At 45.1% G+C, this 26,776-nt stretch carries 21 protein-coding genes and 1 pseudogene; 12 read left to right on the top strand and 10 right to left on the bottom strand.

The features are described 5' to 3' along the window. The first annotated feature begins 16 nt into the window (after window positions 1-16). The 8 genes and pseudogenes from P4S59_RS18085 to P4S59_RS18050 all read left to right on the top strand — a co-directional run bounded on the left by P4S59_RS18085 (window position 17) and on the right by P4S59_RS18050 (window position 9,918). A pseudogene (locus P4S59_RS18085) lies at window positions 17-1,484 on the top strand (transposase). Window positions 1,485-1,644: 160 nt separating this feature from the next. Continuing rightward, window positions 1,645-3,129 carry a tetratricopeptide repeat protein gene (locus P4S59_RS18080; RefSeq protein ID WP_047009573.1) on the top strand — a complete coding sequence of 495 codons (1,485 nt, stop codon included), beginning with the start codon at window positions 1,645-1,647 and terminating at the stop codon, window positions 3,127-3,129. Then, window positions 3,113-4,696, top strand: a complete 1,584-nt coding sequence (locus P4S59_RS18075) for a diguanylate cyclase (RefSeq protein ID WP_006741935.1) — start codon at window positions 3,113-3,115, stop codon at window positions 4,694-4,696. The genes P4S59_RS18080 and P4S59_RS18075 overlap by 17 nt, the downstream gene beginning before the upstream one ends. 243 nt (window positions 4,697-4,939) lie before the next feature. Further along, window positions 4,940-5,320 (top strand): DUF3302 domain-containing protein, encoded by a 381-nt coding sequence (locus P4S59_RS18070; protein ID WP_006741936.1) that lies wholly within the window; start codon window positions 4,940-4,942, stop codon window positions 5,318-5,320. Next, a complete protein-coding gene (locus P4S59_RS18065; protein WP_337168803.1) occupies window positions 5,320-6,450 on the top strand; it encodes an HlyD family secretion protein in 1,131 nt (376 codons plus the stop codon). Before P4S59_RS18070 ends, P4S59_RS18065 begins: the two co-directional genes overlap by 1 nt. A 337-nt stretch (window positions 6,451-6,787) precedes the next feature. Then, a complete protein-coding gene (locus P4S59_RS18060; protein WP_005375133.1) occupies window positions 6,788-7,336 on the top strand; it encodes an ECF-type riboflavin transporter substrate-binding protein in 549 nt (182 codons plus the stop codon). Window positions 7,337-7,342: 6 nt separating this feature from the next. After that, window positions 7,343-9,082 (top strand): ABC transporter ATP-binding protein, encoded by a 1,740-nt coding sequence (locus tag P4S59_RS18055; RefSeq protein WP_337168802.1) that lies wholly within the window; start codon window positions 7,343-7,345, stop codon window positions 9,080-9,082. Then, window positions 9,079-9,918, top strand: a complete 840-nt coding sequence (locus P4S59_RS18050; protein ID WP_337168801.1) for an energy-coupling factor transporter transmembrane component T family protein — start codon at window positions 9,079-9,081, stop codon at window positions 9,916-9,918. Before P4S59_RS18055 ends, P4S59_RS18050 begins: the two co-directional genes overlap by 4 nt. A 124-nt stretch (window positions 9,919-10,042) precedes the next feature. Here P4S59_RS18050 and P4S59_RS18045 read toward each other — a convergent pair whose 3' ends face one another. The 4 genes from P4S59_RS18045 to napG form a co-directional block, all read right to left on the bottom strand. Then, window positions 10,043-10,354, bottom strand: coding sequence for a YrhK family protein (locus P4S59_RS18045; protein WP_043884592.1), 312 nt, complete (start codon window positions 10,352-10,354; stop codon window positions 10,043-10,045). Window positions 10,355-10,525: 171 nt separating this feature from the next. Beyond that, window positions 10,526-11,707 (bottom strand): MFS transporter, encoded by a 1,182-nt coding sequence (locus tag P4S59_RS18040; protein WP_337168800.1) that lies wholly within the window; start codon window positions 11,705-11,707, stop codon window positions 10,526-10,528. A gap of 204 nt (window positions 11,708-11,911) precedes the next feature. Then, the gene (gene napH / locus P4S59_RS18035) at window positions 11,912-12,766 is read right to left on the bottom strand and encodes a quinol dehydrogenase ferredoxin subunit NapH (RefSeq protein WP_337168799.1); all 855 of its coding nucleotides are present in this window, start codon (window positions 12,764-12,766) and stop codon (window positions 11,912-11,914) included. Beyond that, on the bottom strand, window positions 12,766-13,536 hold the full coding sequence (gene napG, locus P4S59_RS18030) for a ferredoxin-type protein NapG (protein ID WP_006741942.1): 771 nt from the start codon (window positions 13,534-13,536) through the stop codon (window positions 12,766-12,768). Before napG ends, napH begins: the two co-directional genes overlap by 1 nt. Window positions 13,537-13,931: 395 nt before the next feature. On the opposite strand from napG, the gene P4S59_RS18025 reads away from it, so the two are divergent. Continuing rightward, window positions 13,932-14,432: a GNAT family N-acetyltransferase gene (locus P4S59_RS18025; RefSeq protein WP_006741943.1), complete on the top strand. Its 501-nt coding sequence runs from the start codon at window positions 13,932-13,934 to the stop codon at window positions 14,430-14,432. Window positions 14,433-14,475: 43 nt separating this feature from the next. Here P4S59_RS18025 and P4S59_RS18020 read toward each other — a convergent pair whose 3' ends face one another. Continuing rightward, window positions 14,476-15,453, bottom strand: a complete 978-nt coding sequence (locus tag P4S59_RS18020) for a phosphotransferase (RefSeq protein WP_337169199.1) — start codon at window positions 15,451-15,453, stop codon at window positions 14,476-14,478. Then, window positions 15,453-15,728 carry a GNAT family N-acetyltransferase gene (locus P4S59_RS18015; protein ID WP_006741945.1) on the bottom strand — a complete coding sequence of 92 codons (276 nt, stop codon included), beginning with the start codon at window positions 15,726-15,728 and terminating at the stop codon, window positions 15,453-15,455. The genes P4S59_RS18020 and P4S59_RS18015 overlap by 1 nt, the downstream gene beginning before the upstream one ends. Before the next feature lie 127 nt (window positions 15,729-15,855). On the opposite strand from P4S59_RS18015, the gene P4S59_RS18010 reads away from it, so the two are divergent. Continuing rightward, entirely contained in the window at window positions 15,856-16,602 is a 747-nt protein-coding gene (locus P4S59_RS18010) for a flagellar brake protein (protein WP_043884593.1), read from the top strand. A 122-nt stretch (window positions 16,603-16,724) separates the two neighbouring features. Here P4S59_RS18010 and P4S59_RS18005 read toward each other — a convergent pair whose 3' ends face one another. The 3 genes from P4S59_RS18005 to P4S59_RS17995 all read right to left on the bottom strand — a co-directional run bounded on the left by P4S59_RS18005 (window position 16,725) and on the right by P4S59_RS17995 (window position 21,996). Next, a complete protein-coding gene (locus tag P4S59_RS18005) occupies window positions 16,725-17,684 on the bottom strand; it encodes a porin (protein ID WP_005394882.1) in 960 nt (319 codons plus the stop codon). Window positions 17,685-18,081: 397 nt separating this feature from the next. Further along, window positions 18,082-19,341 carry a methyl-accepting chemotaxis protein gene (locus P4S59_RS18000; RefSeq protein WP_337168798.1) on the bottom strand — a complete coding sequence of 420 codons (1,260 nt, stop codon included), beginning with the start codon at window positions 19,339-19,341 and terminating at the stop codon, window positions 18,082-18,084. Between the two features lie 294 nt (window positions 19,342-19,635). Next, window positions 19,636-21,996: a Lon protease family protein gene (locus tag P4S59_RS17995; RefSeq protein WP_005394880.1), complete on the bottom strand. Its 2,361-nt coding sequence runs from the start codon at window positions 21,994-21,996 to the stop codon at window positions 19,636-19,638. A gap of 187 nt (window positions 21,997-22,183) precedes the next feature. Between P4S59_RS17995 and P4S59_RS17990 the strand changes: the two genes are divergently transcribed. Then, entirely contained in the window at window positions 22,184-22,681 is a 498-nt protein-coding gene (locus P4S59_RS17990) for a hypothetical protein (RefSeq protein ID WP_085342565.1), read from the top strand. Between the two features lie 85 nt (window positions 22,682-22,766). Next, on the top strand, window positions 22,767-24,398 hold the full coding sequence (locus tag P4S59_RS17985) for an ABC transporter ATP-binding protein (RefSeq protein WP_337168797.1): 1,632 nt from the start codon (window positions 22,767-22,769) through the stop codon (window positions 24,396-24,398). 240 nt (window positions 24,399-24,638) lie between these two features. On the opposite strand, the gene P4S59_RS17980 is transcribed toward P4S59_RS17985, so the two are convergent. Continuing rightward, on the bottom strand, window positions 24,639-26,672 hold the full coding sequence (locus P4S59_RS17980; RefSeq protein WP_337168796.1) for a prolyl oligopeptidase family serine peptidase: 2,034 nt from the start codon (window positions 26,670-26,672) through the stop codon (window positions 24,639-24,641). Window positions 26,673-26,776 lie beyond the last annotated feature (104 nt).

Raw genomic sequence — 26,776 nt, 5'->3', positions numbered from 1 at the left:
TCCCGAGGGGGCGATTGTGTCTAACGGCGAACTGCCAAAAGACGCAGATGGGTTACAACTCAACTTTTGTAAAACATTGGCGTGTGACAACTTTGGATTGAGTGATGCAAAGCGTTACGTTCTGCAACATGCTAACCCTAAACGTCCGGCGATGGTATGCCGTGAATGTGGAGCTTTCCCCCTTACTTAACAATCGCGATGTCGTGAACGAACTTCATCGCCTGCGACACGTCCACAGTGACGGGTTGCCTGCGTGCCGCAATGATGATTGCGAGAACTTTGGACTATCCGTCCACACACATAAACACCTCTACCACGCTTTCGGTTACAGTGGTGATCGTCAACGTTACCGTTGTAAAGCGTGTCAAAGTACCTTTGTTGATAAATGGTCAGGCGCGAACAAAAAGCTACAATTCCAAGAGAATTTAATGGGCTTATTGTTTACTGGTTACTCTGTACGCGAGATCTGCCGAAAACTCAGTATCAACCCGAAAACCTTTTACGACCATGTTGATCATATTGCGAGTCGCTGTCGCCGTAAATTAGCCACTATTGATGCTCGTTGGGTAAACCACGCAACGCACTATGAATTGGCCTCAAACTATGTTGCATTGCAGCCAAACAGCAATAATGGTGTCTACTGGATTGTTTCCGGTGAAGCCCACTCAGGCTATATTCTTTGTCAACATGTGAACTATTCTGCTGATGAAGAGCCAATCGCCACGCTAGACCATAACCCGTACGACGAGGTCTCTCGTTTTGTTTCCCAAGAGTACACAGCGGAAGCAAGTGAACCGCCAGCGGAACCTTCGAACCTCCTGCGTGAGCGTATTGACCAAAAATACCAAACCATTTTGGCTCGCGGTAACGTGGAAGATCCTCTTGGTAATCTTTCCGTATTCCATTACCCATCTAAAGGGGCATTAGTTCGTCCGCCTTACACATCATACGCTCATTACCTGCATGTACTTGATATGTGTTGCCCCAACAAACGTGTATCTCTATATATGCCTCAAGACCCCCTACTACGTTCGGCAGCACTGAGCGTTTGTTTGTCTCGAATTAAAGAGAAAAATGTCGACTTGATGTACGTAGAAGAAGACGCAAATTGGGACATGAGCACACCTTTTGGCAAGGTCGATATCGCCTATATGAGCTGGTGGCGAGATCGCTGGGCGATCTCCACTCAAGACGAAAGCCACAAAGGCATTTGCTACCTTGCAGGTGATAGAAATGAGCCCGAGAAATGGTTTAACGTTGCAACAACTCGCCATGTGCAGTTCTATCAAAATCGCTTCCAGATCCTTTTCGAAAGCTTCATTAACGAGCCACGTCGCAAATTACGACCTGCTGGAATTTTACCTCTTTTAGATATATTCAGAGCTTGGCATAATTTGTGCTATCAGGATAAGCAGGGTCTTACCGCCGCACAAAGGCTAGAAGTCACTGATGCTCCTTTGACCATCAAACAGCTCCTATCGTAACTATTGGCATTTAGATGTAGTAATTAGGGGCTGTGACAGTATACATTACGGCACCTAATCGTTTACCAGAGCGTTATCCGCATCGTTTTGGTAATAAAACATGCATCTAACCACTTAATATTAGGTGTGAATTCCAGTTCGATAGTCATGGATGTGAACGTTGGATAAAAACCAAATTCAGCTAGAAGATGAGCTCAAAAAGCTTAAAGGCCAGATAAAAACGGCCCCTGAACACACCTTCAGTATTGCGCAGCAATACCGTATCCGCGCGGAGCAAATTTTATTTGTGGATGGTGAAATCAGAGCATTGCTGATAATGGCGCAGTGCTGTTGGTGCCTAATGGATTACCGACAAGGCTTAAAGCTAGTCAAAGACGCCTACAGCAAGCAAACCCAACTTGAAACCGACGACCACCTGCCCGAAATTCTTCATTTGTTTGCTCTTCAATATTGGGGACAAGCAAAGTATTACTCAGCCCAACAATATTGGATTAATGCACTCGAACAATCCGCCCTCGTTGATGATATTGAAATTCAAATCGAATCTCTAATTGGGCTTGGCAACGTATGGCGCATCACAAATGAGCATCAACTTGCCGCTTCCACTCATGAGTTGGCGGTTAAAGTGGCAAACAACGTCCGTATTGCTTGGTTGGAAGGCAAAGCTCGTATCCTGTTGGCTTGGGACTATTACTTACTGAATAAGTTTGTCGAAATGCTCACTGTGCTGGATGGTGCAACCGAAGTACTAAAAGATCATGATGACAGCACATGGCAAGCCGAGATCTGGGACTTTAAAGGCCTAGCGCTACTTGGGCTAGAACGCCTTGATGCCGCAGAAGAAGCCACACAAAAGGCCCATAAACTCGCTATTGAACATGATCTAATTTGGATGAAAGCACACTCGTTTATTAGCCGCGCAAGGCTCGAACTCTTGCGCAAAAATACGGATAGTGCAGCAAAGTTATTACTCGCAGCAGAAGAGTCCGCGCTTAGTTTTGACAACGGCGAGCTACTAAGTCAGATCTGCTTTCAGCAATCTCGAGTCGCTGAAGAGCAAGGTGATTTTGAGTCAGCGTTTAACGCGTTTAAAAAATACCGTAAACATGCACTCAAAATGCTCAAAGAACAGACTCATCGAGTCAGTATGGATAAAGCACGCGGCTCCAAACGCCAGCTAGAGCAACGAGCGCGTAAGCTGATTAATCGTATCCGTTCTCAACATGAATATGACCCTGAAAAACAGTTTTCTAATGTTGTGTCCGAGACCTACTGGTGGGAACAGTTAGTTCTGTTTAAAACAGAGCTCAAACGCTCCAACCACGCGATCATCATGATTCAGCATGCAAACCCCGAATTTCTAGATGTTTGTACTGAGCTAGTTCATGCATTGACGACCTCAAGTGATCTCATCTCACGAATTTCCAGTGACAGACTAGCTATGTTAATTGCAGAGAAAGGTCAAGCAGCAGAAGATGTCTATCGTACGGTTCAGGCAATGTTAGACATCTATCCATGGAAACGTCGCGGGCTGAAAGGTCCCAAACCGATACTGTATTTGCAAGATATCCTGACCTTCCCATTCACTTTAGAGCAACTCGAAGAAAGCTATATTGAGGTAATGAAGCATGGAACAACTGCTTAGCAAGGTGACTGACGCAGGCATCGATCCTTCTTCCGTCTCTGGTGAAGAAGCGATTACGCTGTGGGAGCACATCGGGTTACATATTGCATCCACGAACCGAGAAAAAGCACATTGCTATATCATTAGTGCCGAGTATCGACGAGAAATTAAACAGCTCAACGACAGCATCGAAGAACTACGACAAGCCCTTGAGTTGCTCGTTTTACCCGACGATGTAGAAGATATTCTGTCTGTAAAAGCAAGCTTGAGTGATCGTTTGGTAGAAGTAGGTGACTACAACGCAGCATTAACCGAGTATGTTGCTGCAACGAATATCGCCGTCGAATATGGCTATATTGATGAGTACGTACTGGCTATTATTGGAATGGGCAATTTGTGCGATGCCTATGGGGATCACCATCGCGCCTTGCGTTATTACCAAAAAATCGATGCGATCGACCACGCCATTAGCAGTCGCTCCCTACGTCTGCGCTACAAACTTTACATGCTTGCCTGTTACATCAGTTTGAACCGTACCGCAGATGCACAAGAATTATTGAGTGAGTGTGAAGAGCTAAGTATCCTCGTCAGTGATAAAAACCTTGCTGCGCAAATTCATCTCTACCGAGCCAAACTGCATCGTTTGCAAGAGGATTACCCTAACGCATTGCTTGCTATCTCGAATGTTCAGTATACGACGGGCAGTGCTACCACGTACTGGTTGTCCACAATGGTCAAAATCGAGACCGCATATTGTCTAAACGGTGTCGGACACATCTCTTTAGCCAACTTAGTACTGGACTCTATCGGTAAACGAATTCAGAAACACTCGTCTCCTCTTGTCGCTCAGCATTTTTACAACGCAATGAGTCAAGTTTACGCTTCTCAAGGGTTATTTCAGAAAGCATTAAACTGTGAAAAAAAAGCGTTTCGCATTGAATCTGACCTTGTCAAACACATTCCAATTGGTGAATTGGGTTCTACTCAATTACGTCGACTTTCTCGTTTTGAGCTACAGCTCAAACTCATTTTGTCAGAACTTGAAAACAAAGAGCTCAAGGAAACCACCAAACAACATAAGAATACGGTCGCCCAACTACAGCAAGATGTCTTTACTGACCCGCTGACCTCTTTGCACAACCGGCGCTGGTTAGAAGTCAAACTCAAAGACCTGCTTTTGCACGATACTGAATTTGCGTTGATGGTCATCGATATTGACCATTTTAAGTCCATCAATGACGAGCTCAGTCACCTTGTAGGAGACAAAGCGATTAAACGTGTGTCTCAAGAATTAGCAGGATACTTCAAATTTAAAGGCGCTTCTTGCGTTCGCTTTGGCGGTGAAGAGTTTCTTGTCATTCTAGAGAATAGCAATCTAGAACGGGCAGAAATGCATGCCGAGAATTACCGCGAACGCATTTATCAATATGGTTGGGACGATATTCTTGGCGAGCGGGGGTTGACCGTATCGATCGGGATTACCTTACATCGAGAAGGAGAGAATACCCAACGAACCTTCTACCGCGCCGACAAAGCCTTGTACCGCGCCAAAGCCAATGGCCGAAACCAAGTCTGTACCGAACTTTAAACCGTGCCCCAACCTTCACTTGGGGCATAACCGTGGCTTTTATTCTCTATTCCTTCCTTTATTACTACTTAGTTTGAATATAGTCGCCTTCACTTCTTATTGTCCCCGAATAGCAATCGATACGGATATCGCATAAACATAATTCAAGCACAAAATAACTTGATTGAACGATAGTTAAGACAAATACTTAAACTGTTCATTTACGTAAGATTTTCCATTAGGTAACAAGCACAGGCAGGTAAGATGTTTCTAGACTATTTTGCACTTGGGTTACTCATCTTCGTTGCTTTGGTGATCTTCTACGGGATTATCGTTATTCACGATATTCCGTATGAAATTGCTAAAGAACGCGAACACCCTCATCAAGACGCAATTCATTACGCAGGCTGGGTTAGCCTTTTCACTTTACATGCACTGTGGCCATTTTTATGGATATGGGCAACATTGTGGCGCAAGGAGCGAGGCTGGGGCTTCAAACAACTTGAGCAAGAAACTCACGACATTCATCACCGTCTTGAAGAGCTCATCGACGAAGTCAACGAACTCAAAAACGAAGTATCGATGTTGAAACAACAAAAGATTCAGCAAAGGCCTTTGACTGAACAAAGTAAAGAGGACGAATAATGGATTTATTGCTGATTCTGACTTATACAGCCCTTTGTATCGCCATTTTTAAAGTCTTTAATATTCCTTTGAACAAATGGACCGTACCTACAGCCGTACTTGGCGGCGTAGTGTTGGTGGGCACACTCGTCCTTCTTATGAACTACAACCACCCATTTACTCAGTTAGGTAACCAAGTCTTCCCAACTACGCCTATCGTCTCTGGTGTACGTGGCCGCGTTGTGGAAGTGCCCGTTCAAGCGAACCAACCGCTCAAAACCGGCGATATTCTGTTCAAAATCGACCCTGTGCCTTTTGAAGCGGAAGTCGCACGCCTTGAAGCGAAAGTGAAAGAAGCAAGCCAAGGTGCGTTGGGTTTAGAGTCTGACTTGAGAGAAGCAGAAGCGGCGGTTTTGAAAGCGCAAGCCGATAGAGATAAAGCGCAAAGAGAATTTAGCCGATATCAAAGGGGCTTTGATCGCGGCGCGTTTACAGAACAAGATTTAGATACTCGACGCCAAGCGTACAAAGCGGCAGAAGCCATGCTAGACGTTGCCATTTTGCAGCAAGAGCAAGCACAGATCGCATTAGAGTCGGAAATCGGCGGTGAGAATACCCAAGTCGCGCAACTACTCGCTGAGCTACGTAAAGCAGAGTTCAACCTTGAGCAAACCGTCGTTCGTGCGCCAACCGATGGTTACGTTACGCAATTGGCTTTGCGCCCTGGTGTGATGGCTGTGCCGTTGCCGCTTGCCCCTGCAATGACCTTCGTGCATACCGAAGACATTACGTACACCGCGGCGTTCAGACAAAACTCGCTACAACGTTTGAAGGCAGGCTTTGAAGCGGAGTTTATGTTCCGCGCAATTCCGGGCAAGGTATTCCGTGGCGAAGTCATCGACGTGATTCCAGCCATTGGTGAAAGCCAAATTCAAGCCAGAGGTGCTCTGCTTGGTACCGATGCCCTGCGCACAAGCGGACGTGTCTTTGCGAAGCTGAAAATCACGGACGATTTGAACGAATACCACCTACCAATGGGTACCGCGGTTGAAGTCGCCGTTTACTCAGACAGCTTTACTCACGTGTCAGTGATGCGCAAAGTGCTGATTCGCATGAAGAGCTGGCAGAACTATTTGTACCTAGACCATTAATGAACAGCTAGCTCATTCATTTATCGATGAAAATAGTATCAGAAAGTGTAATCGGGGGCTGACAATCAGCCTCCGATTTCATTCTAGCCATCCAGACAGATAGCATTCCCACTTTTATCAATATTCTGTATAATGCGCGCCTTATTTTTAATGCTTGCTAAAAAACAAAGCCAGTCAAAGGGATACGTGAATCAAATCACACATTTCCTGAAGAAAAATAGAGCAAACAATAAGCAACTTGGTTGTTTTGGATATATGTTACACAATCAAATAACCAATGCTTTCCAACAATATAAATGAACGTTCTTTAAAATCGACCATTGAACTGAGGTTATCTATGAATCTTTCTGCTAAAACCGTTGTGGTTATTGCAATCGGTGCTGCTCTTTACGGCATCGGTGGCTTACCTATGTTTGGCATCCCTGTGTTTGCAAACACAACGCTAAAACCAGCCATGGCAGTATTAGCATTGTTCTCAGTACTATTTGGCCCACTTGTTGGCTTTTTGGTTGGTTTTATTGGCCACTGGGTCACTGACCTATTCGCAGGTTGGGGCGTATGGCTCACTTGGGTACTTGGTTCAGGTATTGTTGGTTTGATTATCGGTCTATTCCCTTCTCTAACGCGCTACCGTTTAGAGAAAGGCGATTTCAATATGAAAGACTTCGCGTTATTCGTAGTACTTGCGCTATTAGGCAACGTATTTGGTTACGGTTGCTCTGCATTCCTCGACACGATTTTATACGCAGAACCGTTCACTAAAGTGTTTACCCAGCTTTCAATTATCGCGATCGGTAACACCATTCTTATTGCTATTGTTGGCTTCTTCATTCTTAAGTCTGTCGCTAAACGTAACAAGCAAAGCCGTAACTTAACAGAGGCTTAATGTCGAATGACAATCGAATTTTCTAACTTCTCTTTTAGATATGAGTCGCTGGACAAACCGACGCTAAAAAATATCAATCTAAGGATAGAGAAAGGAGAGAAAATCGTCATTATCGGTCCAAGTGGTAGTGGTAAATCTACCCTTGGGCAATGTCTTAACGGACTGATCCCACACGCAATCAAAGGGGAAACCAGTGGAACACTGATCATCAATGGTCAAGACACCGCCCCTTTCGACATGCACCAATACACTGAGCAAGTTGGCACCGTACTGCAAGATACGGACAGCCAATTTGTCGGCTTGAGCATTGGCGAAGACATCGCATTTGCGCTGGAAAACCAGCTGACTTCTAACATCGACATGTACCCATTGGTCAAAGCAACGGCCAAAATGGTCGACTTGGAACAGATGTTAGATCGCTCTCCCCACGATTTATCTGGCGGCCAGAAACAGCGTGTTTCTTTGGCGGGCATTCTCGTCGATGACGTCGATATTCTTTTGTTTGATGAACCACTAGCTGCGCTTGACCCTAAAACGGGTAAAAAAACCATCGAGATCATCGATGAGCTACACCGCGAAACAGGCAAAACCATCGTAATCATTGAGCATCGTCTTGAGGACGTTCTGCATCGCTCAGTTGACCGTATTATCTTGATGGAAAGCGGCGAAATCATTGCCGATACAACGCCAGATGAAATTTTAGCGTCGCCTCTGCTAGAAGATTACGGCATCCGCGAACCGCTTTATATTTCGGCTCTGAAAGAAGCAGGCTGCGCGATTGAGGGCGATGCAAAACCTTCTAGCTTAACTACCTTACCGTTGGAGCAATATAAACCAGCAGTACAAGCATGGTTTGATGGTTCAACAGCACAACCACCTAAAACGCCAGCCGAGACTTTGCTTGAAGTCCGTGGCCTCACCTATTCTTACGACGGTGAGAAAAACGCGTTAGAAGACGTGAGTTTTGACATCAAGCGTGGCGAGTTTGTCTCTGTACTTGGTAAAAATGGCTCGGGTAAATCGACCATCACCAAACTGATTATGGGCGTTATTGAAGCGGATAGCGGCTCAATGAGCATGAATGGTCAAGATCTTAACGAACTGACCATCTTCGAGCGCAGCCAGAAAGTGGGCGTGGTGATGCAAAACCCGAATCACATGATTTCCCATCACATGATTTTCGACGAAGTGGCCTTCGGTCTCCGTAATCGTGGCATTGAAGAGAAACAGATCGAAGCTAAAGTACTTGAAGTCCTTGAGCTGTGTGGTTTGAGCAAATACCGTCACTGGCCAATCGAAGCATTAAGTTATGGCCAGAAAAAGCGCGTGACCATTGCGTCAATTCTGGTCTTGGAACCAGAGCTTCTGATCCTTGATGAACCGACGGCAGGTCAGGACTACCGGAACTACACGTCTATGCTGAGTTTCATCGAAAAGCTCAATCGCGAGTTGGGCGTAACCGTGATGATCATCTCTCATGACATGCATTTAGTGCTGGAATACACTACGCGCTCTATCGTGATTGCAGACAGTAAATTAGTCGCGGATGCACCAATGACGCAGGTATTCAGCAGTCCAGAGTTACTAGACCAAGCGAACCTCACCACAACAAGTCTGTTTGAGTTGGCTACGAAAGTTGGCATCGAAGACACCAATGGCTTTATGCAGCATTTTATCAATGTAGAAAAAGCGCACCGCCAACAAAAAAGCGGCGAAGTAAACCAACCAGAGAAAGCAGTGGCATGAAAGACAATAAGATGAAGTTTGGTATCAACTACATCGATACCCAATCGCCACTTCATAAGTTGAATGGCATTACTAAGTTCTTGCTTTTCATTGCTTGGGTGACGGTGGTGTTGACCACATTTGACTTGCGAATCATCGCTCTGTTGATCGTGCTTGGTTTAGGCTTATTGAAAATGACCAAAGTGCCATTTCATGTCTACAAACCGCTTTTACTGGGTACAGGCACGGTATTGCTGATCAATGCCCTGTTTATGTTCGCGTTAGCACCGCAACAAGGTACTGAGTTCATGGGCTCATCAACGGTTTTACTCTCATTACCCGGTAATTACTCGCTCACTCAAGAGACGTTGTTTTATCTAGTAACAGTGACGTTGAAATACTTCAGCATGTTCCCAATCGCGTTAGTGTTTGTATTTACCACTCACCCGACGGAGTTTTCAGCTAGCTTGAACCGCTTGGGTGTGCCTTACAAAATCGCCTATGCCGTGAGCTTAACGCTGCGCTACTTGCCGGAAGTGAAAAAGGACTTTGTTAACATCATACACGCGCAACAAGCACGCGGAGTAGAACTGAGTAAGAAGGCTCCGTTGTTCACTCGTATGAAGAACGTGGCGAAGATTCTTGGCCCTCTGATTTTCTCTAGTTTGGACAGAGCAGACCAAATCTCAAACGCGATGACGCTACGTGGTTTTGGCCGTCACTCATCTCGCACTTGGTACAGCCTAAGACCCCTAACCAAAGCCGATATGATCTGCATGGCGGGGATTGCGGTGATAGTGATTGCTGCGATCAGCAAGCGTGTTATGGACACACAACTGTTCTGGTATCCGTTTTAAATTCTAAAGCTTCAAACTGAACATAACGTGGTTAGTGTTGTGACCACGTTATGTTTCCCTCTTTCCCCTCGATAACCCGCTCATTAGCCTCTTGCTTGCAGGTGCTCAAAATAGGCGTGTAATCTCAGCGGCTCGTTGATGTGCCAGAAAGTTGCTTATTTAAGCGACCAACATGAACTAAACTCATCAGTTTTATCAGGGGCTTAATGATCAACTGTGCGCTGCCTACGATGAACAGCCAAGTCCCGCTTTCAATCAACGAATCATTCAAAAAGAAAAAACTACCAATTAAAAACCAAATAGCTATGAGCAGATCGTTGGCAGCACCTAACGCCTCATAGCGACGTTGAATAACGACGTGACGGTTTCCTAGATCTAAATCCAACTCCCTGCCATGTACCTGCACTGTAAAACCCTCCTTAGTGTTTCGACTCATGTTGTACCCGAGTAATTTCAACATACTTAGGTATAAAACCCTAACGGACCCAATAGATATGTACAACCATAGAAGACACAACATGAGGATAAAGAAAAGGGTGCATAAGCACCCGAGTCAATAAAGCTATTAACAGTAATTATCGTCTATTGCTAGATAGTAAGTACCAACTTAGCTCCACTTTAATAAGCGGGTCTCATTGCCCTCTTCTGGCTTCGCTGGAATATTGAGTGACAGCAGTAAGCTCACAGCCGCCATACCTGCACCGATGTAAAATACGCTAGCAGGAGAAACCAGCCAAATCACACCAAACGTAACAGGTATCACAACCGCCGCAATATGGTTAATAGTAAACGCAACCCCAGCAGTCGACGCCATATCGGCAGGATCGGCAATTTTTTGGAAGTAGGTTTTGATAGCAAGCGCTAGCGCGAAGAACAAATGGTCGACAACATACAATGCAGCAGCCCACTCCGCGGTTTGCACCAAACCATAACCGACGAATACGAAGATCAAACCGACGTACTCAAACATCAGCGCTTTACGCTCACCAACAACGCCGATGAAGCGGCCGATTCGCTTCGCAAACAAGAAGTTAAAGACATAGTTGATCAAAAACAGCAAGGTAATGTCTGCGGCAGAGTAGCCAAACTTCTCTACCATCAAGAAGCCAGCGAAAACCGTGAAAATCTGACGGCGAGCACCACTCATAAACGTGAGCGCATAGTACAACCAGTAACGTTTACGCAGAATGAGTTTCTTGTTTTGAGGCACTTTTGTTTTAAATTGAGGGAAGGCAAATGCCATCACCAAAATAAGCACAAAACCTAAACCACCAGCCATTAGATAGACCGTTTTAAAATCAAGTTTGAGCTGTTCGAGCGAAACCCAAATCGCACCGTAGGTAAACAGAGAAGCCAAAGCCCCAACAGAAATAAATTTACCCAACATTTCCGGGGCTTCTTCTTTCGATAGCCATTGTAAAGACAAAGACTGCTTTAGTGTTTCAAAGTAGTGGAAACCGGTGGACATTAACAAGGTGGTAAAAAGTAGACCGTACAAAGTGGGAAAATAACCTGTTAATGCCGTACCAAGCGTAAGCATCGCCAAAGAGACGAGCATAAAGCGTTGTTCACGGATAAAAAGTAAAACGAATACCGCGGTGAAAGCGAGAAAGCCAGGTACTTCTCTAACACTTTGAAGTAAACCGATATCAGCGCCATCAAAGTTCGCTTTCTCGATAACAAAGTTATTCAACAACGCCATCCAGGTAGAAAAAGCAATGGGCACGATAATGGAAATTAACAGGAGGAAATTTTGCGGCGTTCTCCAGCCGTGCGATGAGGTAGTCATGATGTTTCCTTTAAATATGAAGACATCATCATAGCTTCAAATGTAACAAATTCGCAATATCATTATTATTTTCAGCCCAAACCAAGCAGATATGGCATAGGGATATTGTTATGAAGATAAACATCGCACTCAATTCCTTGGTTAAGCGCGATGTTGAAATATCGAGAGAAATAGGTAAAAACGCCAGTGATGAGGCTCAGTAACTTAATCGATATTCTTTACTGTTAGACGATTCTTAAATTCAAACACATGTTCTGGACACACATCCAAACAGCGGCCACAACTAATGCAGTTTTGATCCATAACTCGACAATCTCCCTCTTTCAATGGTTGTCGAAGCACCTCAGGTTCTGGGCAGACGTAAAAGCAATCCATGCATTTGGTGCAATCTTCGCGGCGTACAGCGGTGACTCGCAACAGACTTTTCCGGCCGATCACCCCATAGGTGGCACCCAGTGGACATAAGTGCCCACACCAACCATGTTCTACCAAGAGTAAATCCAGTACGAACACCAGAGCAACCAACACCCAACCCGCGCCCATGCCAAACACCAATCCGCGATGCAGTGCCGCTACCGGATCTAACCATGTCCAGAGAATCGCGCCAGACAGCGCACTGCCCAACATTAAAACTGGGATCAGCCAGTAACGAATGGCAGGAGACCAACGATAGCTCGCTTTAATGTTGAGCTTTCTGCGCAGCCAAGCCGCCAAATCTGTCACGATATTTAACGGGCACACCCACGCACAAAATGCGCGCGGCGCTAAAATCGCGTAAAACACCACGACAATCACTACGCCTAACAGCGCATTAAACTCCGGAACATGCCCTGTCGCCAAAGCTTGAAGCAAAATTAACGGGTCACTTAACGGCACTGCATCGAGCAACATACTCGATGAGAGGTTACCAGTTAGAGCCCCTAATGTCGGCCCAGCCATAAACAGCGCAATGATGGTGAGCTGGCATAGTCTGCGTAAAATCAAAAACCGATGCGCGCGCCACCAGCCAAGCTTTTCAACCGCTTCTTTGCCAGCATTTTGAGCTAAGTTCTTTGCCATTACTTACCTCCTTTTAGCGATTCAAGCGCACCTTCCGGCACAGGCGTCTCACTAGGGAGGATATTTTCGAGTGGTTTGTCGATCTCTTTCCAACCAAAATTGTAGTGACTGCCCACTTTGCCTTTCGCCAAATCCGTCGGGACGACTTTAATAGCAGCGACATCCAACACGCACGCTTGTTCGCACTTACCGCATCCGGTACACACTTCGGAATTCACTGTTGGGATAAGTTTGGCGTGATAACCGGTTCGGTCGTTGTGAACCATCTCTAACGTGATGGCTTCATCAATCAGCGGACAAACGCGATAACAAACGTCGCATCGTAATCCTTGCCAGTTAAGGCAAGTTTCATGGTCAATAAGAACCGCTGTACCCATTCGAGCATCATCAATATCGGTTAGTTTCGGATCCAGCGCCCCACTCGGACAAGCGACAACACAAGGAATGTCTTCGCACATTTCGCAGGGAATATCGCGTGCAGTAAAGTAAGGTGAGCCAGTCGCGACGGGTGAAAGTAATGTCGCAAGTTTCAATGTTTCGTAAGGGCATGCTTGAACACACAAGCCACATCGAATACAGGCTGATTCGAAATCGCCTTCTGGCAAAGCACCGGGTGGGCGAATAGGCACACCTTTCGTTTCTCGAGCTTGGCTTTGCAGCGATTGTAAGCCCAACACACACGCCGCTGCGCCAACGCCTGCCGCAGTTCGGACAGTATCACGCAAAAATCGACGCCGACTTTGCGATGTTTTAGACTGAGAGGATTTCATGCTATTTCCTCAACGAAACTCCTTTATCAAGTTAAGCATAAATAGCGCTAAACGTACCTCTTCCCCATACCTCATAAGAGGTAACTCCACCCTCAATTGATTCAAGTCAACTGATGTACAGTGCCGTCGTCACAGTTTGAATAATTCCATTTATTTCCTCCAACATGAAATTCACCACGATACTCTGCCGTGCACGCCATTTTCAGTACAATAATTCAACACCTTTGCAATCTATTCGCTAAATTCAAAGATAAATGACTACTAAAATTTAGAAAAACATCGCTATAACAACCTAATTTAAAAGGTGTTTATCTCTCAAACCTCAAAAAATACTATCCAAAATAAGGAACTGTGGTTAGATTGAAAATTAATACTAAAAAGCGAAGGAGAGAAGCATGGAAATTATCGTACGTCCAACAACCGTTGAAGACGCAGCGGCACTCGTAGAAATCTATTCACAACCAAAAGCACAACGTGAAACCCTGCAACTCCCAAAACCTTCGCTCGCAATGTGGGTAGAACGATTGTCAAATATGCCCGCAGGCGTTTATAGCTACGTCGCTGAAATCGATGGTAAAGTAGTGGGTAACATTGGCTTTCACCACTCGCAGCGTCCGAGAACAATGCACACAGCATCATTTGGCATCGGAGTGCATGATAGTTTCCACGGGCTGGGTATTGGTAGCAAGTTGATTGAAACAGTCACTGAACTGGCGGATAACTGGCTAAACGTGAGAAGAATTCAAATAGAAGTCAACGCCGATAATGACGCCGCCATTGGGCTGTACAAAAAACATGGATTTCAAATTGAGGGCGAAGCGATTGATGGCTCCTTCCGAGATGGCGAGTTCATCAATACCTATTACATGGCACGTATCAGGCCAAGTAAAAAGTAAATTAAAACCTCCTAGTTGGAGGCTTTTCTTTTTAAACTTCTACTCACTTTCGTAAGTGAGTCAGCGCTCTGCGAGTCAATGCTTCTGTGTAAGGATTGATCTTCCAGTGATCAGGGCTCCAACCTTTCACAAATCGTTGAAAGTCAGCCCACGCAACCGCAAACAAAGGACGCCATTCGCGCTCGACTTCATTTGGGTCAAGATTCGGATGATAAACCATTAACGCCTGTTGCAACTGAGCAAAATACGTATCCAAGACCCAAACTTCCATCTCTGCACAACGTTCTGGCTTGACGGCGCTACTCATGAACAGTGCTACGTCTTTCATCGCACAGCCATGTCCGACGTATTGAAAGTCGACCGCAGCAACGCTTGATTCTTCTCGATCAAAACAGAAGTTCGCCAATTTGGCATCACCGTGTACAAGCGTCTTGAACTTGGCTTGCGAAAGCATTTGATCAATCAATTGAGCGGCATCTTTTAGAGCGGTGTCTTGCAGCACCTCAAGCTCATCGGGTCTGGTTGCCAAGTGCCAATACGTGCCGCTATGCCACAGCTTATCCGAGCGAACACCGATGTAACGCGCATGAAAATTCGCCAACCAAGTAAGGCAGGCTCGCAGATGTTCTAGCTTTGCATCGGTGATGACTTTTGGAAAGCCCGCCTCGGCGAGGTCTTCCATCACAATGAGCCATTCATTCTCCGATTGGAATGTTTTTAGACCTTGTGGTACTCGGCAGCGAGTGTTCACTTCTCTGGAAAAATCCGTATACCAATTCACTTCCACCTGATAAGAGTGCAGCTTTCTTTGGTGAGAGCGGTCCGTATTCCAGCCTCTTGGATGCTCTGAAGGCTTAGGGAGTTTTACATGCTTAATGATCACCGAACAAGTTGAATAATTAACTCGGACTAACTCACCATAGCCTCCCCATAGCGATTGTATGACTTCTACCGATTGATAATTCCCGAGCTTTAGCTCCTGGCCAATGCTTTGGTAACGTTGCTGGTTGTCGTTCATCATCATGCAAGCAGATGTGACCACGCTTGGTTTTTCTCCATATAATGAATGACATATGGACAGACTGGTTTGATTTGATAACCGAGTGCCTCAATTTCTGGCAATACCGCTTCCATCATCACTTTTCCGTACCCTTTACCTCGTAATGCTTCAGGAACTACGGTTGATGTGATGTGCATGACATTATTCTCAAGCTGATAAACCACCTTGGCTTTATAACCTTGTTCTAAATCAACCCAAAATGTGTTGTTTTCAACTTCATGAGTTACTTTATGCATATCTTGCTCTCTAATTTTTGTTACGGATTGATTGAATCAAACTATATCACTGAATAGAATCAACACCATGCGGAAGTGCTCTGTCACTTCACGCCCTTACCTTCTCAAATCAGGTACGACAATAATAATGAGAAATATGAGCCCTATTGCCAGAGACGGCAAACTACCTCTGCAAAGCAAGAAGGCACCCGAACGTCAGGCAAGTACACTAAATAGCACCGATGCAATGGCAATGGTCGAACATGGCAGTGAAGTAAGTTTAAACGTCACGACACCTGTTGGTACCAAGTTTATTACAACCAGCACATTTGTCGGCTGTCACTCAAATAATACCGCATTGATAGAGGTCCCGAACATCTCCGATGAGGACTTGAAATTTTATTTTCAAGAAGGCTTTTGGATCAATGTAAAAGCGTACTCTCATCGAGGGGAAGGTGCTGTCATTCCATTTCGGGCGCAATTGCAGCACCGACTCGGCGACCCGTATCCAATTTTAGTGCTAAGTCTACCTAACACCATGCAGGTCTTTCAGCTTCGTAAAGAAGTACGTTACGAAGTGAATTTGAGAGCGCGCGTTTGTTTAGAAGCCTATCGAACTGAATGCGAGATAAGAGATTTATCTCGTAGTGGGTGCCGCTTTGTGACATCACCAATGAGCCGACCACTTCAGGTTGGTGATCGCGTTTCATTGGACCTAACCATGCCCGGTGAAAGCCACATGCTCGCGCCATTGAGAGGTCGTATTTGTAACTTACAAAAATCGACACACCATGCTCGCTATGGAATGGAGTTTGATGAGGTTGGTAAAACCAACGCTAAAAGTCTCCTGAGTCACCTAAAATTTGATGGGACTAAACTCACACTAAAAAGGTAGCTTTGATAACGAGCACCAAGTAGCGACCAGTTTTGATACCCGGAAAACAAGAAACCCCTTACTGTAAAGTAAGGGGTTTTGTTTACTAAGAATAAGGCAGAATCTTAGATAACAGTTTCGACTTAGAAGTCGTAACGTAGACCTAGCGCTAGTTCATCTTTTTCATCAGCGCCTTCGTTATCCATTAGATCGAAGTTGTATGATGCGTAGCCACGGAAGTTAGGCTTGAAGTAGTAAGTAACATCAACAGCTAGGTTTTCTACAGTATCAGCATCTTCTAGCTCACCTTTGTTGAACGTAGAAGTAAATACAGTTTGACCCATAGTGTATGATGCAGCTAGTTCGTAGCCTTTGTAATCCGCAGACTCACCTGCAACATCCACGTCTGCGCCTGTGTAGTTACCAGCGAAGTAGAAATCACCTACAGAGTATGCAGCAGCAAGCATGAACTCATCACTATCGTTTTGGTCTGCATAACCAGCACCTAGTTCAATACCAGTATTAGCAAATGCGTAGATACCAGATAGAGAGAAGCCATCTTCCTCGTTGTCTGTAAAACCTTTTGCATCTGTTGTGCGATCAGCAAAGCGGTAGCTAGCACGTACAGCTAGTTGCTCGAATTGGCCTTTGTAAGACAGCATGTTGTCTGTACGGTCAGATACAGGCAGTTTAAGTGCTGCAGTGTTACCGTGGTAAGCCATAATATCGGTAAAATCAGTAAGAACGAATAATGCACCGTCGTTTTTACCGTAAGTTACTTCACCGTATTTACCGCCTAGGCCTGCATAAGCGTAACGAGTTTCAAGATCACTGTTGTTATCTACGGCACCTTCTTCTTTTGTTTCGAACTCACCTTCCCAAAAACCAACACCGTATAGGTTTTCATTGATTTCCTGTTTGCCTAGGAAGTTAAGACGGATACGAGTACGGTCTTTTGCCTTACCATCCATCATAGAAAGACGCGCTTCAGCGCGGCCGCCCATCTCAAGAGAAGTGCCATCTTGGTTGTATAGTTCTGAAGCGACAACTTGAGATCCTGATGCCATTAGCGCCACTGCTACAGCTAAAGTTTTTAATTTCATTGTTATTTTCCATATCATTGTTTTATATGTATTTTCTCACCAGAAAAACAGGACTTTTCTGTACCAACGAGAAAACTGGCGGCATAGTAGCAGCTGTTATTTTTCACGCAACGCGTTGAATAAACAGCACTTATAGAAGAAAACACCAAGTAAAATGACGATATGAATACCTCTCAACCATCAAGTTATCGGTTGAGGTAAAAAAATCGTTCGCGTCAAAAAAAATTGACGCAAAAAATGTAAAAACAATCTCATTATATGTGATTTTGCTCGCAAAATATTTTCACTAAATGACTGTTTTAGATAGACTTCCTGATTTTAAATCAGTTTCTCACAAACAAAAAAATCCCCAAGCAATAGCTCAGGGATTTATACATTTTGTTAGGCGAATAGCGAATTAAAGCTTAAAGAAGCTCAATTGCTCTTTCTGCTTCTCTGCAAGTAATGAAAGCTCAGTACTCGCGCTTGCGCTTTGACTAATACCCGCCACATTCTGGTTGACGAGTTCAGACATGTTAACCACGTTGCGGTTAATGTCTTGAGTGACTTGAGACTGCTCTTCGGCTGCGGTTGCCACTTGCGCTGCATCGTTCAATGCCTGAGACATCTGTGCGCTTGCTTCTGCGCTCTCTTGGAAGATAGCCAGACCTGATTGCGCAAGACCATCAGCTTCGCGAGCTGTCGAATCCGCAGACGTTGCGTTATCGCTCACGTTGTTTGCGGTGCTGGCAAGTTCATTAACAGCCGATGCAACTTGTTCTATCTCAGCGAGCTCTAGCTGAGCATTCGCTTCTGCTTGCGTCATTACTGCGGCAAGTTCAGTCGATGCCGAGGCAACCTCTTCACTGATACGAGTTAGCTGGTCGACCGTGTTATAAAGCTGTTCTGCTGTTTGGTTAACATCTTTGCTCAGCTTCGCAATTTCGTTATCACCATCTACATCTGCGCGAACTGATAAGTTGCCCATTGCCAACTGACGCATCACTTCTTGAAGTTTTTGAATAGGCGTAACAATCATGCCTGATAAGATCCACGCCCCGACCAATGAGAACGCAAATACCGCAAGAACTGTCAACATAGCGTTGTTTTGTACACGCTCATTCTGTTGATGGCTTCTTATGGTCGACTGCTCTGCTTGGTCATTCACATGCTTCGACAGAGTATTGATTTGTTGAACCATTTCTCGGCCAACATTACGGTACTCTTTAATGAATGCACGGTACTCACTGTCCGACTTCAAGCCTTGATCGTACTGGTTAAAGAAAGCCACTGAGCGCTCTGAATATCGAACATAGGCTTCAATCGCTTGGCGAACTTTAATCGCATCTTCACGAAACAGATTACGAGCTTCAATCGCACTTAAATCTGCTTCAACCTGCTTTAAGCCTTCTTTCAATTCATTAAGAAAATTTTCACGACGGGAAGCGTCGTAGATAGCGTAAACCGCTGTAATACGAAGTGGATAAATTTCATCGTCAATACGCGCCAAAGTGTCTTTATGGAAAACCAAAGACTCTTGGTTGGAAGCAATAACATCTTGCTCAGCTTGAAGATTGTTTTTGGTAATCCACAAAGCAATAAACAAAACAATCGCGGTAAATAATACCGGAACCAAAATTTGCGTTCGTACTGACAAATTTTTCAGTGATAACTGCATGACTGGACCTCAGTTGTATGCGTGATGCCTATATCCAAACGAACTCAAGCAACTCTCAATACTGAAGCTGCATTTCGGTTATTTGAATATCTATGCTTCCTTGCGACGGGAAAGTTCCCAGACGAATAAACAAGTGGCGAATATTAGAGGTCGATCACACTTTTGTCTAGTACAAAAAGTCCCCATTTTCAATCTGTTATTGACAATATCCCGACAGTAGTGTCGGGATATTGTCGTTATGATAAATTGTGATCACTTATGATGAGATACATTCACATTTAGGGCGGTTTTAGGCTATTTTCTCAACGAATTGAGCTTAGCTTGAGCAAGGCCAAAAATCGTATCTATTGGATAAGAACCTTCATCGGTTGGCTCACCGGCGACTTTCCCCGTGAACAGCTCGATGGCTTCAGTGACATGATCAATCGCCCAAATATTAAACTCACCTTTTTCTACTGCTTTCACGATGTCGGAACGGAGCATCAAGTTATGAACATTAGATTGCGGGATAATGACCCCCTGCCCTTCATGACGACCTTTAATCACACACACATCGTAAAAGCCTTCAATTTTTTCGTTCACACCACCAATCGGCTGAGCTTCACCAAACTGATTCATTGAGCCTGTAATCGCAATGTCTTGTCGGTTTGGTTGCTTTGAAAAAGCAGACACCACAGCACATAGCTCTGCCATGCTGGCACTATCACCGTCGACACCACCATAAGATTGCTCAAACGTAATCGTTGTGGTTAATGGTACTCGCGCCGTTTTACCAAACACGGAAGACAAGTAGGCCGATAGAATCATCACGCCTTTAGAGTGAATACTGCCGCCCAAATCCACACTGCGTTCGATATCGATAACATCCCCATCGCCGTAACACGTCGTCGCGGTGATGCGATTCGGCGCGCCAAACATGTAGTCGCTGGTGCTTAATACCGAGAGGGCATTCACTTGACCGATAGCCTTCCCTTCAGTGCGAATCAAGGTTGTACCGTTGACAAACGTTTCCATCACATTGTCACGTAATCGGCTCACTCGCATTTCTTGGTTCTTGAGCGCCTCTTCCACATGACCGATACGGATCATGTTGGAGTTGGCTTGACGAGCAACGTAGTTTGACTCACGTAATAAATTCGCAATATTGGCAGAGTGGAGTGATAGCTTGGTTTGATCACCAGACAAGCGTGAACTGTATTCGATAATCCGTCCCATGGACTTTCTATCACAGTGCAGCATATTGTTGTCGTTCACGACGCTAGAAATAAAGCGCGCATAGTGCAGTTCCGACTCTGGCGTTCGCTTCATCTCATCTTCAAAATCCGCTGTCACTCGGAACAACTCACTGAACTCTGGATCGTAATGCTGCAGTAATTGATAAGTTCGGTAGTCACCAAACAGAATGATTTTAATGTCGAGCGGGATAGGCTCGGGATCGAGTGATACCGCCCCTGTCAATGTCACTTCTTTTTCTAGGGAGGTAAAGCTCAATTGACGAGCACGCAGTGCGCGCTTCAAACCATCCCAAACGTAAGGCTGTTCAAGCACTTTCTGTGCATCCATTAACAGAACGCCGCCATTCGCCTTATGCAAACTCCCCGCACGAATCAGCGAAAAGTCGGTAAACACGGTTCCCTTGAAAGTGGCTGTCTCAATCGAACCGAAGAGCGAATGGTAATTGGGGTTTTCTTCAACAACGATAGGAAAGTCACTGCTGTTGCGACTTACCAAGACGTTCACTTTATAACGACGTGGCAATTTTTTATCCAACGACGCCGTTGCAATTTCGCCTTGCTCACCACTTTGGTCAAGGAAGATATCTGCGTTTTCAACAATATCTTTTTGCAGCTCAGTTAAGTACGTTTTGATTTCAGAATATTCTGCGTAATCCACTTTGAGCTTTTTAATGAAGTGAGTAATCACATCGAGCGTCACTTCATCATTAAGCTTTTTGATTTTGTCGCTGTAAGTTTCTTCCCACTCTGTGAGTTCACGGACCATCGAACGTAATCGTACTTCGAGTTCATCAATAGCATCACTGAACTGCTCTTGCTCTTTCTTACTTAGTGCATCAAAAGACTCTTCCGTATGAAGCTCGTCACCATTCATGGCGACAAACTGATAATCGCCTTGTGTGGTAAGCGTCAAGCTAATGCCTTTCTCTTTTGCCTCTCGGCTAATGCGGTCCAGCTCGTTTTGTTGCTTCGCCGCCAATTGGTTTTTTAATCGCTCAGCTCGGCTAAAGTACATTTCATTGTCGAACGCTAGGGGTAAAGCATTCAGTAGTTTGCCCATTAAGGCTTCAATATCAACACGTAACTTATTCCCGATACCACAAGGCAGCTTCAACACCTTGGGTGTGCGGGTATCTTCAAAGTTCGCAACGTAACACCAATCAAACAAGGCTGCTGCATCGTGCTGGTGACGATTCAGATAGCGCAGGATCATGGTGCGTTTACCTAGCCCATTCTGACCAATGGCGTAGATGTTATACCCTTTCTCTTTGATGGACATCGCAAACTCGACCGCTTTTTGCGCGCGCTCTTGGCCCACAATCTCATCAATTGGAGGTAACTCCTTGGTCGACTTACATGGCATATTCTCTAGATCTGCTACAGAATATAGCTGCTTAGCTTCCAATCTTAGTATTGCCATATCCACTTCCTTTTTTCTTATTTTCGTCATTTGAGTGTAGAGATTATTTGCTTAATTTTAAGTGATTTACCTTCCACCCTAGTTTGATTGGACATTTTATGAGCACAAAAGTGATATTAATACGCACTTGCAATTGATAATCAATTTCATTTAATATCAAAACAAATCAACTCTTGTGGAGATGGACATGAATATTGAGCAATGCTGGATGCGCTACTTGAAAGCAGAGCAATTGATGGAACAAGGCCACTGGCCCGAGGCACATCGTTTATACGACGATGTACTCAGCAATCTACCCAACCACATTCATTCGGCGCTCGAAAATGCTCACACCAAACCTTGTCAGTTTGTCTGTCTCATCACCGGGCTGAGAGATGCGTGCGTCGCGCAATCCGAGATTCTCAACAAACTCGGATTGCAGCGCGATGCTTTTTCAACACTCAATCAAACGTACGCACTATTCCAATTCTTGCAACTAGAGAATCATGAACTTATTGAGCGTGTGGGTCATTTACTTGGTCAACAAAGTGAAGACTTGTTAGCTCATATGGCGGCATTTTGCTCTGCTCAACGCAATGCTCAATGGATGATTGAGCTAGACCATGTGACGCGCGCACATGAGCAGTTTTTGCATTTGCAAGCGATGAGTTCGGCAAAGTCTTCGCCTTCTCACCTTTATAATTAATCTAAAGCCCAAGCATTGAGGCCAGCTAGGTTTGTGCTGTCCATTGCTTGAGTATCATTTGCTTTATCAACCACAAGGATCTGTGATGTCTTCTAAAACCATTCTTTCGGTGAATAACCTATCGGTCAGCTTTACGACAAACGATGGGATCGTCGATGCAGTAAAGAATGTTAGCTTCGATTTAAAAGCAGGCGAGACGCTTTCCATCGTTGGCGAGTCTGGGTCTGGCAAGTCAGTATCAACCAATGCATTGATGAAACTATTGCCAGACAACGCTATTTTGCATACGAACTCATCCATCATGTTTGAGGGTAGCTCCATCTTGGATAAAACGGAGCGTGAAATGCAAAGCATTCGCGGTGATCGTATCGGTATGATTTTTCAAGAGCCGATGACCTCACTGAACCCATACATGCGGGTGGGGATCCAAGTTGCTGAGGCCATCATGTGCCACCGTCCAGTGGATAGACGGAAAGCCAAAGCGAGAGTGTTAGAGCTGTTTGAACTGGTTCACATGCCAGAGCCAGAGAAAGCGTACAGCAAATATCCGCACGAGTTTTCTGGCGGTCAGTTACAACGCATCATGATTGCAATGGCACTGATTAACGAACCCGATATTTTGATTGCCGACGAACCAACCACCGCGTTAGATGTCACGGTTCAAGCAGAAGTGCTGCACCTGATTAAAGAAATTCAGGCTCAGATGGGCATGGCGATACTTTTTATTACTCATGATTTAGGCGTTGTAAAACACTTTGCCGACCGTGTCATTGTGATGTGTAAAGGGGAAGTCGTCGAAGAAGGCGAAACGCAAACACTCTTCGAAGACCCAAAACACGAATACACACGTATGCTGATCAACTCTATTCCAAAAGGCAGTAAGGCCCCTATTAGCGAGAGTGCTACACAACTATTAAAAGCTGACGATATACGAGTCAAATTCTTGATAAAGTCGCATTTTATTGCCAGTAAAAATGAGTACTTCGAAGCCGTAAAAGGCATTTCTCTTGAGCTCAAACAAGGGGAAACACTCGGGATTGTTGGGGAATCCGGTTCAGGCAAGTCTACCCTCGGCCGCGCACTGATAGGCCTCCTGCCATCCACAGGTAAAATCGAATACAAAGGCCAAGATATGGCTTTGCTGACAAACAAAGAACGTTTTGAGCTGAAAAAAGACGTTCAGATGGTGTTCCAAGACCCTTATGGTTCGCTTTCTCCTCGTATGACTATCGGTGAGATCATCACAGAAGGATTAACTGTCCACCAGCCAATGTTGAGTAAAAAAGAACGTATGCAGAAAGCACGCGACGTGCTTCGAGAGGTTCGCTTAGATCCCGCGTCCATCAACCGTTATCCGCACGAGTTTTCGGGAGGCCAGCGTCAGCGTATTGCTATCGCGCGAGCACTGATCCTTGAACCTTCGTTTATTTTGCTTGATGAGCCGACCTCTGCATTGGACCGCTCGGTTCAACTGACTGTGATTGATCTCCTGAAAGATTTGCAGAAAAAGCATAACATTGGCTACTTGTTTATTAGCCACGATCTATCAGTCGTCAAAGCTCTTTCTGACCGTGTTCTTGTCATGCAAAAAGGCGAGGTCATGGAGCAAGGTACAGCCGAAAATATTTTCCAAAACCCTAAAAATGACTACACGAAAAAGCTGATAGATGCCTCATTTGATCTTGAAAACAGTGAAAATCAGCACAGTGCGGCTTAGGTTCATCACAGTTTCATATTCATAAACTAGGATTAAGAAAAGGTGATGATTTCATCTTGTCTTAAGAATGGCGTAGCTGCCTTTCGGTTTGGCCGCCGAGACTGGTTGGTTCAAGAGTCAGACTTAGTCAACCTGGCTCACATACTGGCAAACAGTATGAATTGAGTTCCCCAACCATGAAAAATGCCGCGACAGTGTCGCGGCATTTTTTATTCTCAGAAGCTTCGTGCAACTAAGGCATTAAATCGACTCAATACCCATATTGTATAACGTAAATGCATACACGTCTGTGGTGAGGTCAATTTGCTTACTCAGCGGCATCCCTGCACCATGACCAGCATTGACATCAATGCGTATCAATACTGGATTAGCACCTTGCTGCTTGTCTTGCAGCTCCGCAATAAACTTGTACGAATGTGCTGGAACCACACGATCGTCGTGATCGGCGGTTGTCACCAATGTCGCAGGATACTGCACGCCTTCTTTTACATTGTGAACAGGAGAGTAGCCAAGCAAGTATTGGAACATCGCTTCGCTTTGTTCAGACGTGCCATAGTCATACTTCCAGCCTTCTCCAGACGTAAACGTGTGGTAACGCAGCATATCAAGCACACCCACGGCTGGCAGCGCCACCTTAAATAACTCAGGACGTTGCGTCATACACGCACCAACCAACAAGCCGCCATTTGAACCACCACGAATCGCTAGGCGCTCGGAGCTAGTGTAGTCGTTTTCAATCAGGTATTCCGCCGCCGCAATAAAGTCATCAAATACGTTTTGCTTTTGCTGCTGAGTGCCTGCGTTGTGCCAAGCTTTACCGTACTCACCGCCGCCTCGCATGTTGGCTACTGCGTAAATACCACCCAATTCCAGCCAGTTGGCCACATTGCCAGAAAACATCGGAGTGAGGCTGATGTTAAAACCGCCGTAACCATACAGCATGGTTGGCGCACTGCCATCAAGCGCGATGCCCTTCTTGTATGAGATGATCATCGGTACTTGCGTGCCATCTTTTGAGGTGTAGAACACCTGTTTTGATTCATACTCACTGCGCTCGAATGGCGCTTTTGATTCTTGAAACAGCGTCGATTCACCAGACTCAACATCAAATGAGAAGATCGTCGGTGGCGTCACGTAGTTAGTAAAGGTGTAATACAGCGTGGTTTCTTCTTTTTTACCCGCTAGACCATAAGCCGTACCCTCTCCCGGCAGTTCAACATCTCGAATCCATTCACCTTGGTAGTTAAACTGCTGCACTTTAGAAAGTACATCCACCATATAAGTCGCAAACAGATAACCGCCACCTTTGCTGATTTCTAACGGCTGTTCTTGTTCAGCAATCACATCCATCCATTGCGCTGTTCGGGTGTTGTAGCTGACAACTTTGCCATTCGGCGCATCTAGGTTGGTGTAAAGCAGCAAGGTTTCGTCTTGGCTATCAATCAAGTAGGTGTCGCCTTGCGTTGTATCACGAAGGGTCACAATCGCTTGGGACTCAGACTGTAAATCGATATAAAACAGACGATTACCCGATGTGGATTCTGCGCCAGAAATAATGAGGAAGCGATCGTCCGTCGTCGTGGTACCAGACACATAACGGTGAACCTGCGTATCCAACTCACCGAAAATCACTTTATCTTCAGACTGAGGTGTACCAAGTTCATGATAATAAAGCTTGTGATGTTCGGTTCGCGCAGATAACTCACTGCCTTGCGGCTTATCATAGCTTGAGTAATAGAAGCCTTTGCTGCCCAGCCAAGAAATCGACGTAAACTTCGCATCCACAATCTCAGGCTCTAACTGTTCTTTGGTTTCCGCATCAATAACAAAGATCTTGCGCCAGTCACTGCCCCCTTCCGAGATGGAATACGCGACCAAACGATAATCTTTCGAGAAGCTGACTTCGCCAAGAGAGGTCGTGCCTTCTTCAGAGAACGTATTTGGGTCAAGGAAGACTTCGGCTTCTCCCTCGCCTTTACGGCGATACAATACGCTTTGGTTTTGCAAACCGTCGTTTTTGTAGAAATAGGTGTAGTCACCACGTACAAATGGCTGGGAATATTTTTCGTAGTTTTGGCTGTTCGCGACCAAGTCACGGATTTGTTGGCGGTACGGGACCTGACCAAGAAAATCGAAGGTCACTGAGTTTTGACCCGAAACCCATTGTGCGGTTTCTTCGCTGCGATCATTTTCTAACCAGCGATAAGGGTCGGCAATGTCGTGACCAAAGTAAGTGTCCACGACAGAATCTTTACGTGTTTTTGGGTAATGCATAACGTCCGTGTTACTCCGTTGTTTTTATTAAGTTGTTTATTTTCATATCGTTTTATTGCGGTGATTACCTTAGAGCACCCAATATTGATTTCAACGACATTGTT

The sequence above is a fragment of the Vibrio sp. M60_M70 genome (genome assembly GCF_037162085.1).
Classification (GTDB): domain Bacteria; phylum Pseudomonadota; class Gammaproteobacteria; order Enterobacterales; family Vibrionaceae; genus Vibrio; species Vibrio diabolicus.
This window is presented reverse-complemented; position numbering and strand designations above follow the sequence as displayed.

Coding starts and splice junctions, on each gene's coding strand:
- P4S59_RS18075 (WP_006741935.1), top strand. CDS start 3,113: ATGGAACAACTGCTTAGCAAGGTGACTGACGCAGGCATCGATCCTTCT.
- P4S59_RS18070 (WP_006741936.1), top strand. CDS start 4,940: ATGTTTCTAGACTATTTTGCACTTGGGTTACTCATCTTCGTTGCTTTG.
- P4S59_RS18065 (WP_337168803.1), top strand. CDS start 5,320: ATGGATTTATTGCTGATTCTGACTTATACAGCCCTTTGTATCGCCATT.
- P4S59_RS18060 (WP_005375133.1), top strand. CDS start 6,788: ATGAATCTTTCTGCTAAAACCGTTGTGGTTATTGCAATCGGTGCTGCT.
- P4S59_RS18055 (WP_337168802.1), top strand. CDS start 7,343: ATGACAATCGAATTTTCTAACTTCTCTTTTAGATATGAGTCGCTGGAC.
- P4S59_RS18050 (WP_337168801.1), top strand. CDS start 9,079: ATGAAAGACAATAAGATGAAGTTTGGTATCAACTACATCGATACCCAA.
- P4S59_RS18045 (WP_043884592.1), bottom strand. CDS start 10,354: ATGAGTCGAAACACTAAGGAGGGTTTTACAGTGCAGGTACATGGCAGG.
- P4S59_RS18040 (WP_337168800.1), bottom strand. CDS start 11,707: ATGACTACCTCATCGCACGGCTGGAGAACGCCGCAAAATTTCCTCCTG.
- napH (WP_337168799.1), bottom strand. CDS start 12,766: ATGGCAAAGAACTTAGCTCAAAATGCTGGCAAAGAAGCGGTTGAAAAG.
- napG (WP_006741942.1), bottom strand. CDS start 13,536: ATGAAATCCTCTCAGTCTAAAACATCGCAAAGTCGGCGTCGATTTTTG.
- P4S59_RS18025 (WP_006741943.1), top strand. CDS start 13,932: ATGGAAATTATCGTACGTCCAACAACCGTTGAAGACGCAGCGGCACTC.
- P4S59_RS18020 (WP_337169199.1), bottom strand. CDS start 15,453: ATGATGAACGACAACCAGCAACGTTACCAAAGCATTGGCCAGGAGCTA.
- P4S59_RS18015 (WP_006741945.1), bottom strand. CDS start 15,728: ATGCATAAAGTAACTCATGAAGTTGAAAACAACACATTTTGGGTTGAT.
- P4S59_RS18010 (WP_043884593.1), top strand. CDS start 15,856: ATGAGAAATATGAGCCCTATTGCCAGAGACGGCAAACTACCTCTGCAA.
- P4S59_RS18005 (WP_005394882.1), bottom strand. CDS start 17,684: ATGAAATTAAAAACTTTAGCTGTAGCAGTGGCGCTAATGGCATCAGGA.
- P4S59_RS18000 (WP_337168798.1), bottom strand. CDS start 19,341: ATGCAGTTATCACTGAAAAATTTGTCAGTACGAACGCAAATTTTGGTT.
- P4S59_RS17995 (WP_005394880.1), bottom strand. CDS start 21,996: ATGGCAATACTAAGATTGGAAGCTAAGCAGCTATATTCTGTAGCAGAT.
- P4S59_RS17990 (WP_085342565.1), top strand. CDS start 22,184: ATGAATATTGAGCAATGCTGGATGCGCTACTTGAAAGCAGAGCAATTG.
- P4S59_RS17985 (WP_337168797.1), top strand. CDS start 22,767: ATGTCTTCTAAAACCATTCTTTCGGTGAATAACCTATCGGTCAGCTTT.
- P4S59_RS17980 (WP_337168796.1), bottom strand. CDS start 26,672: ATGCATTACCCAAAAACACGTAAAGATTCTGTCGTGGACACTTACTTT.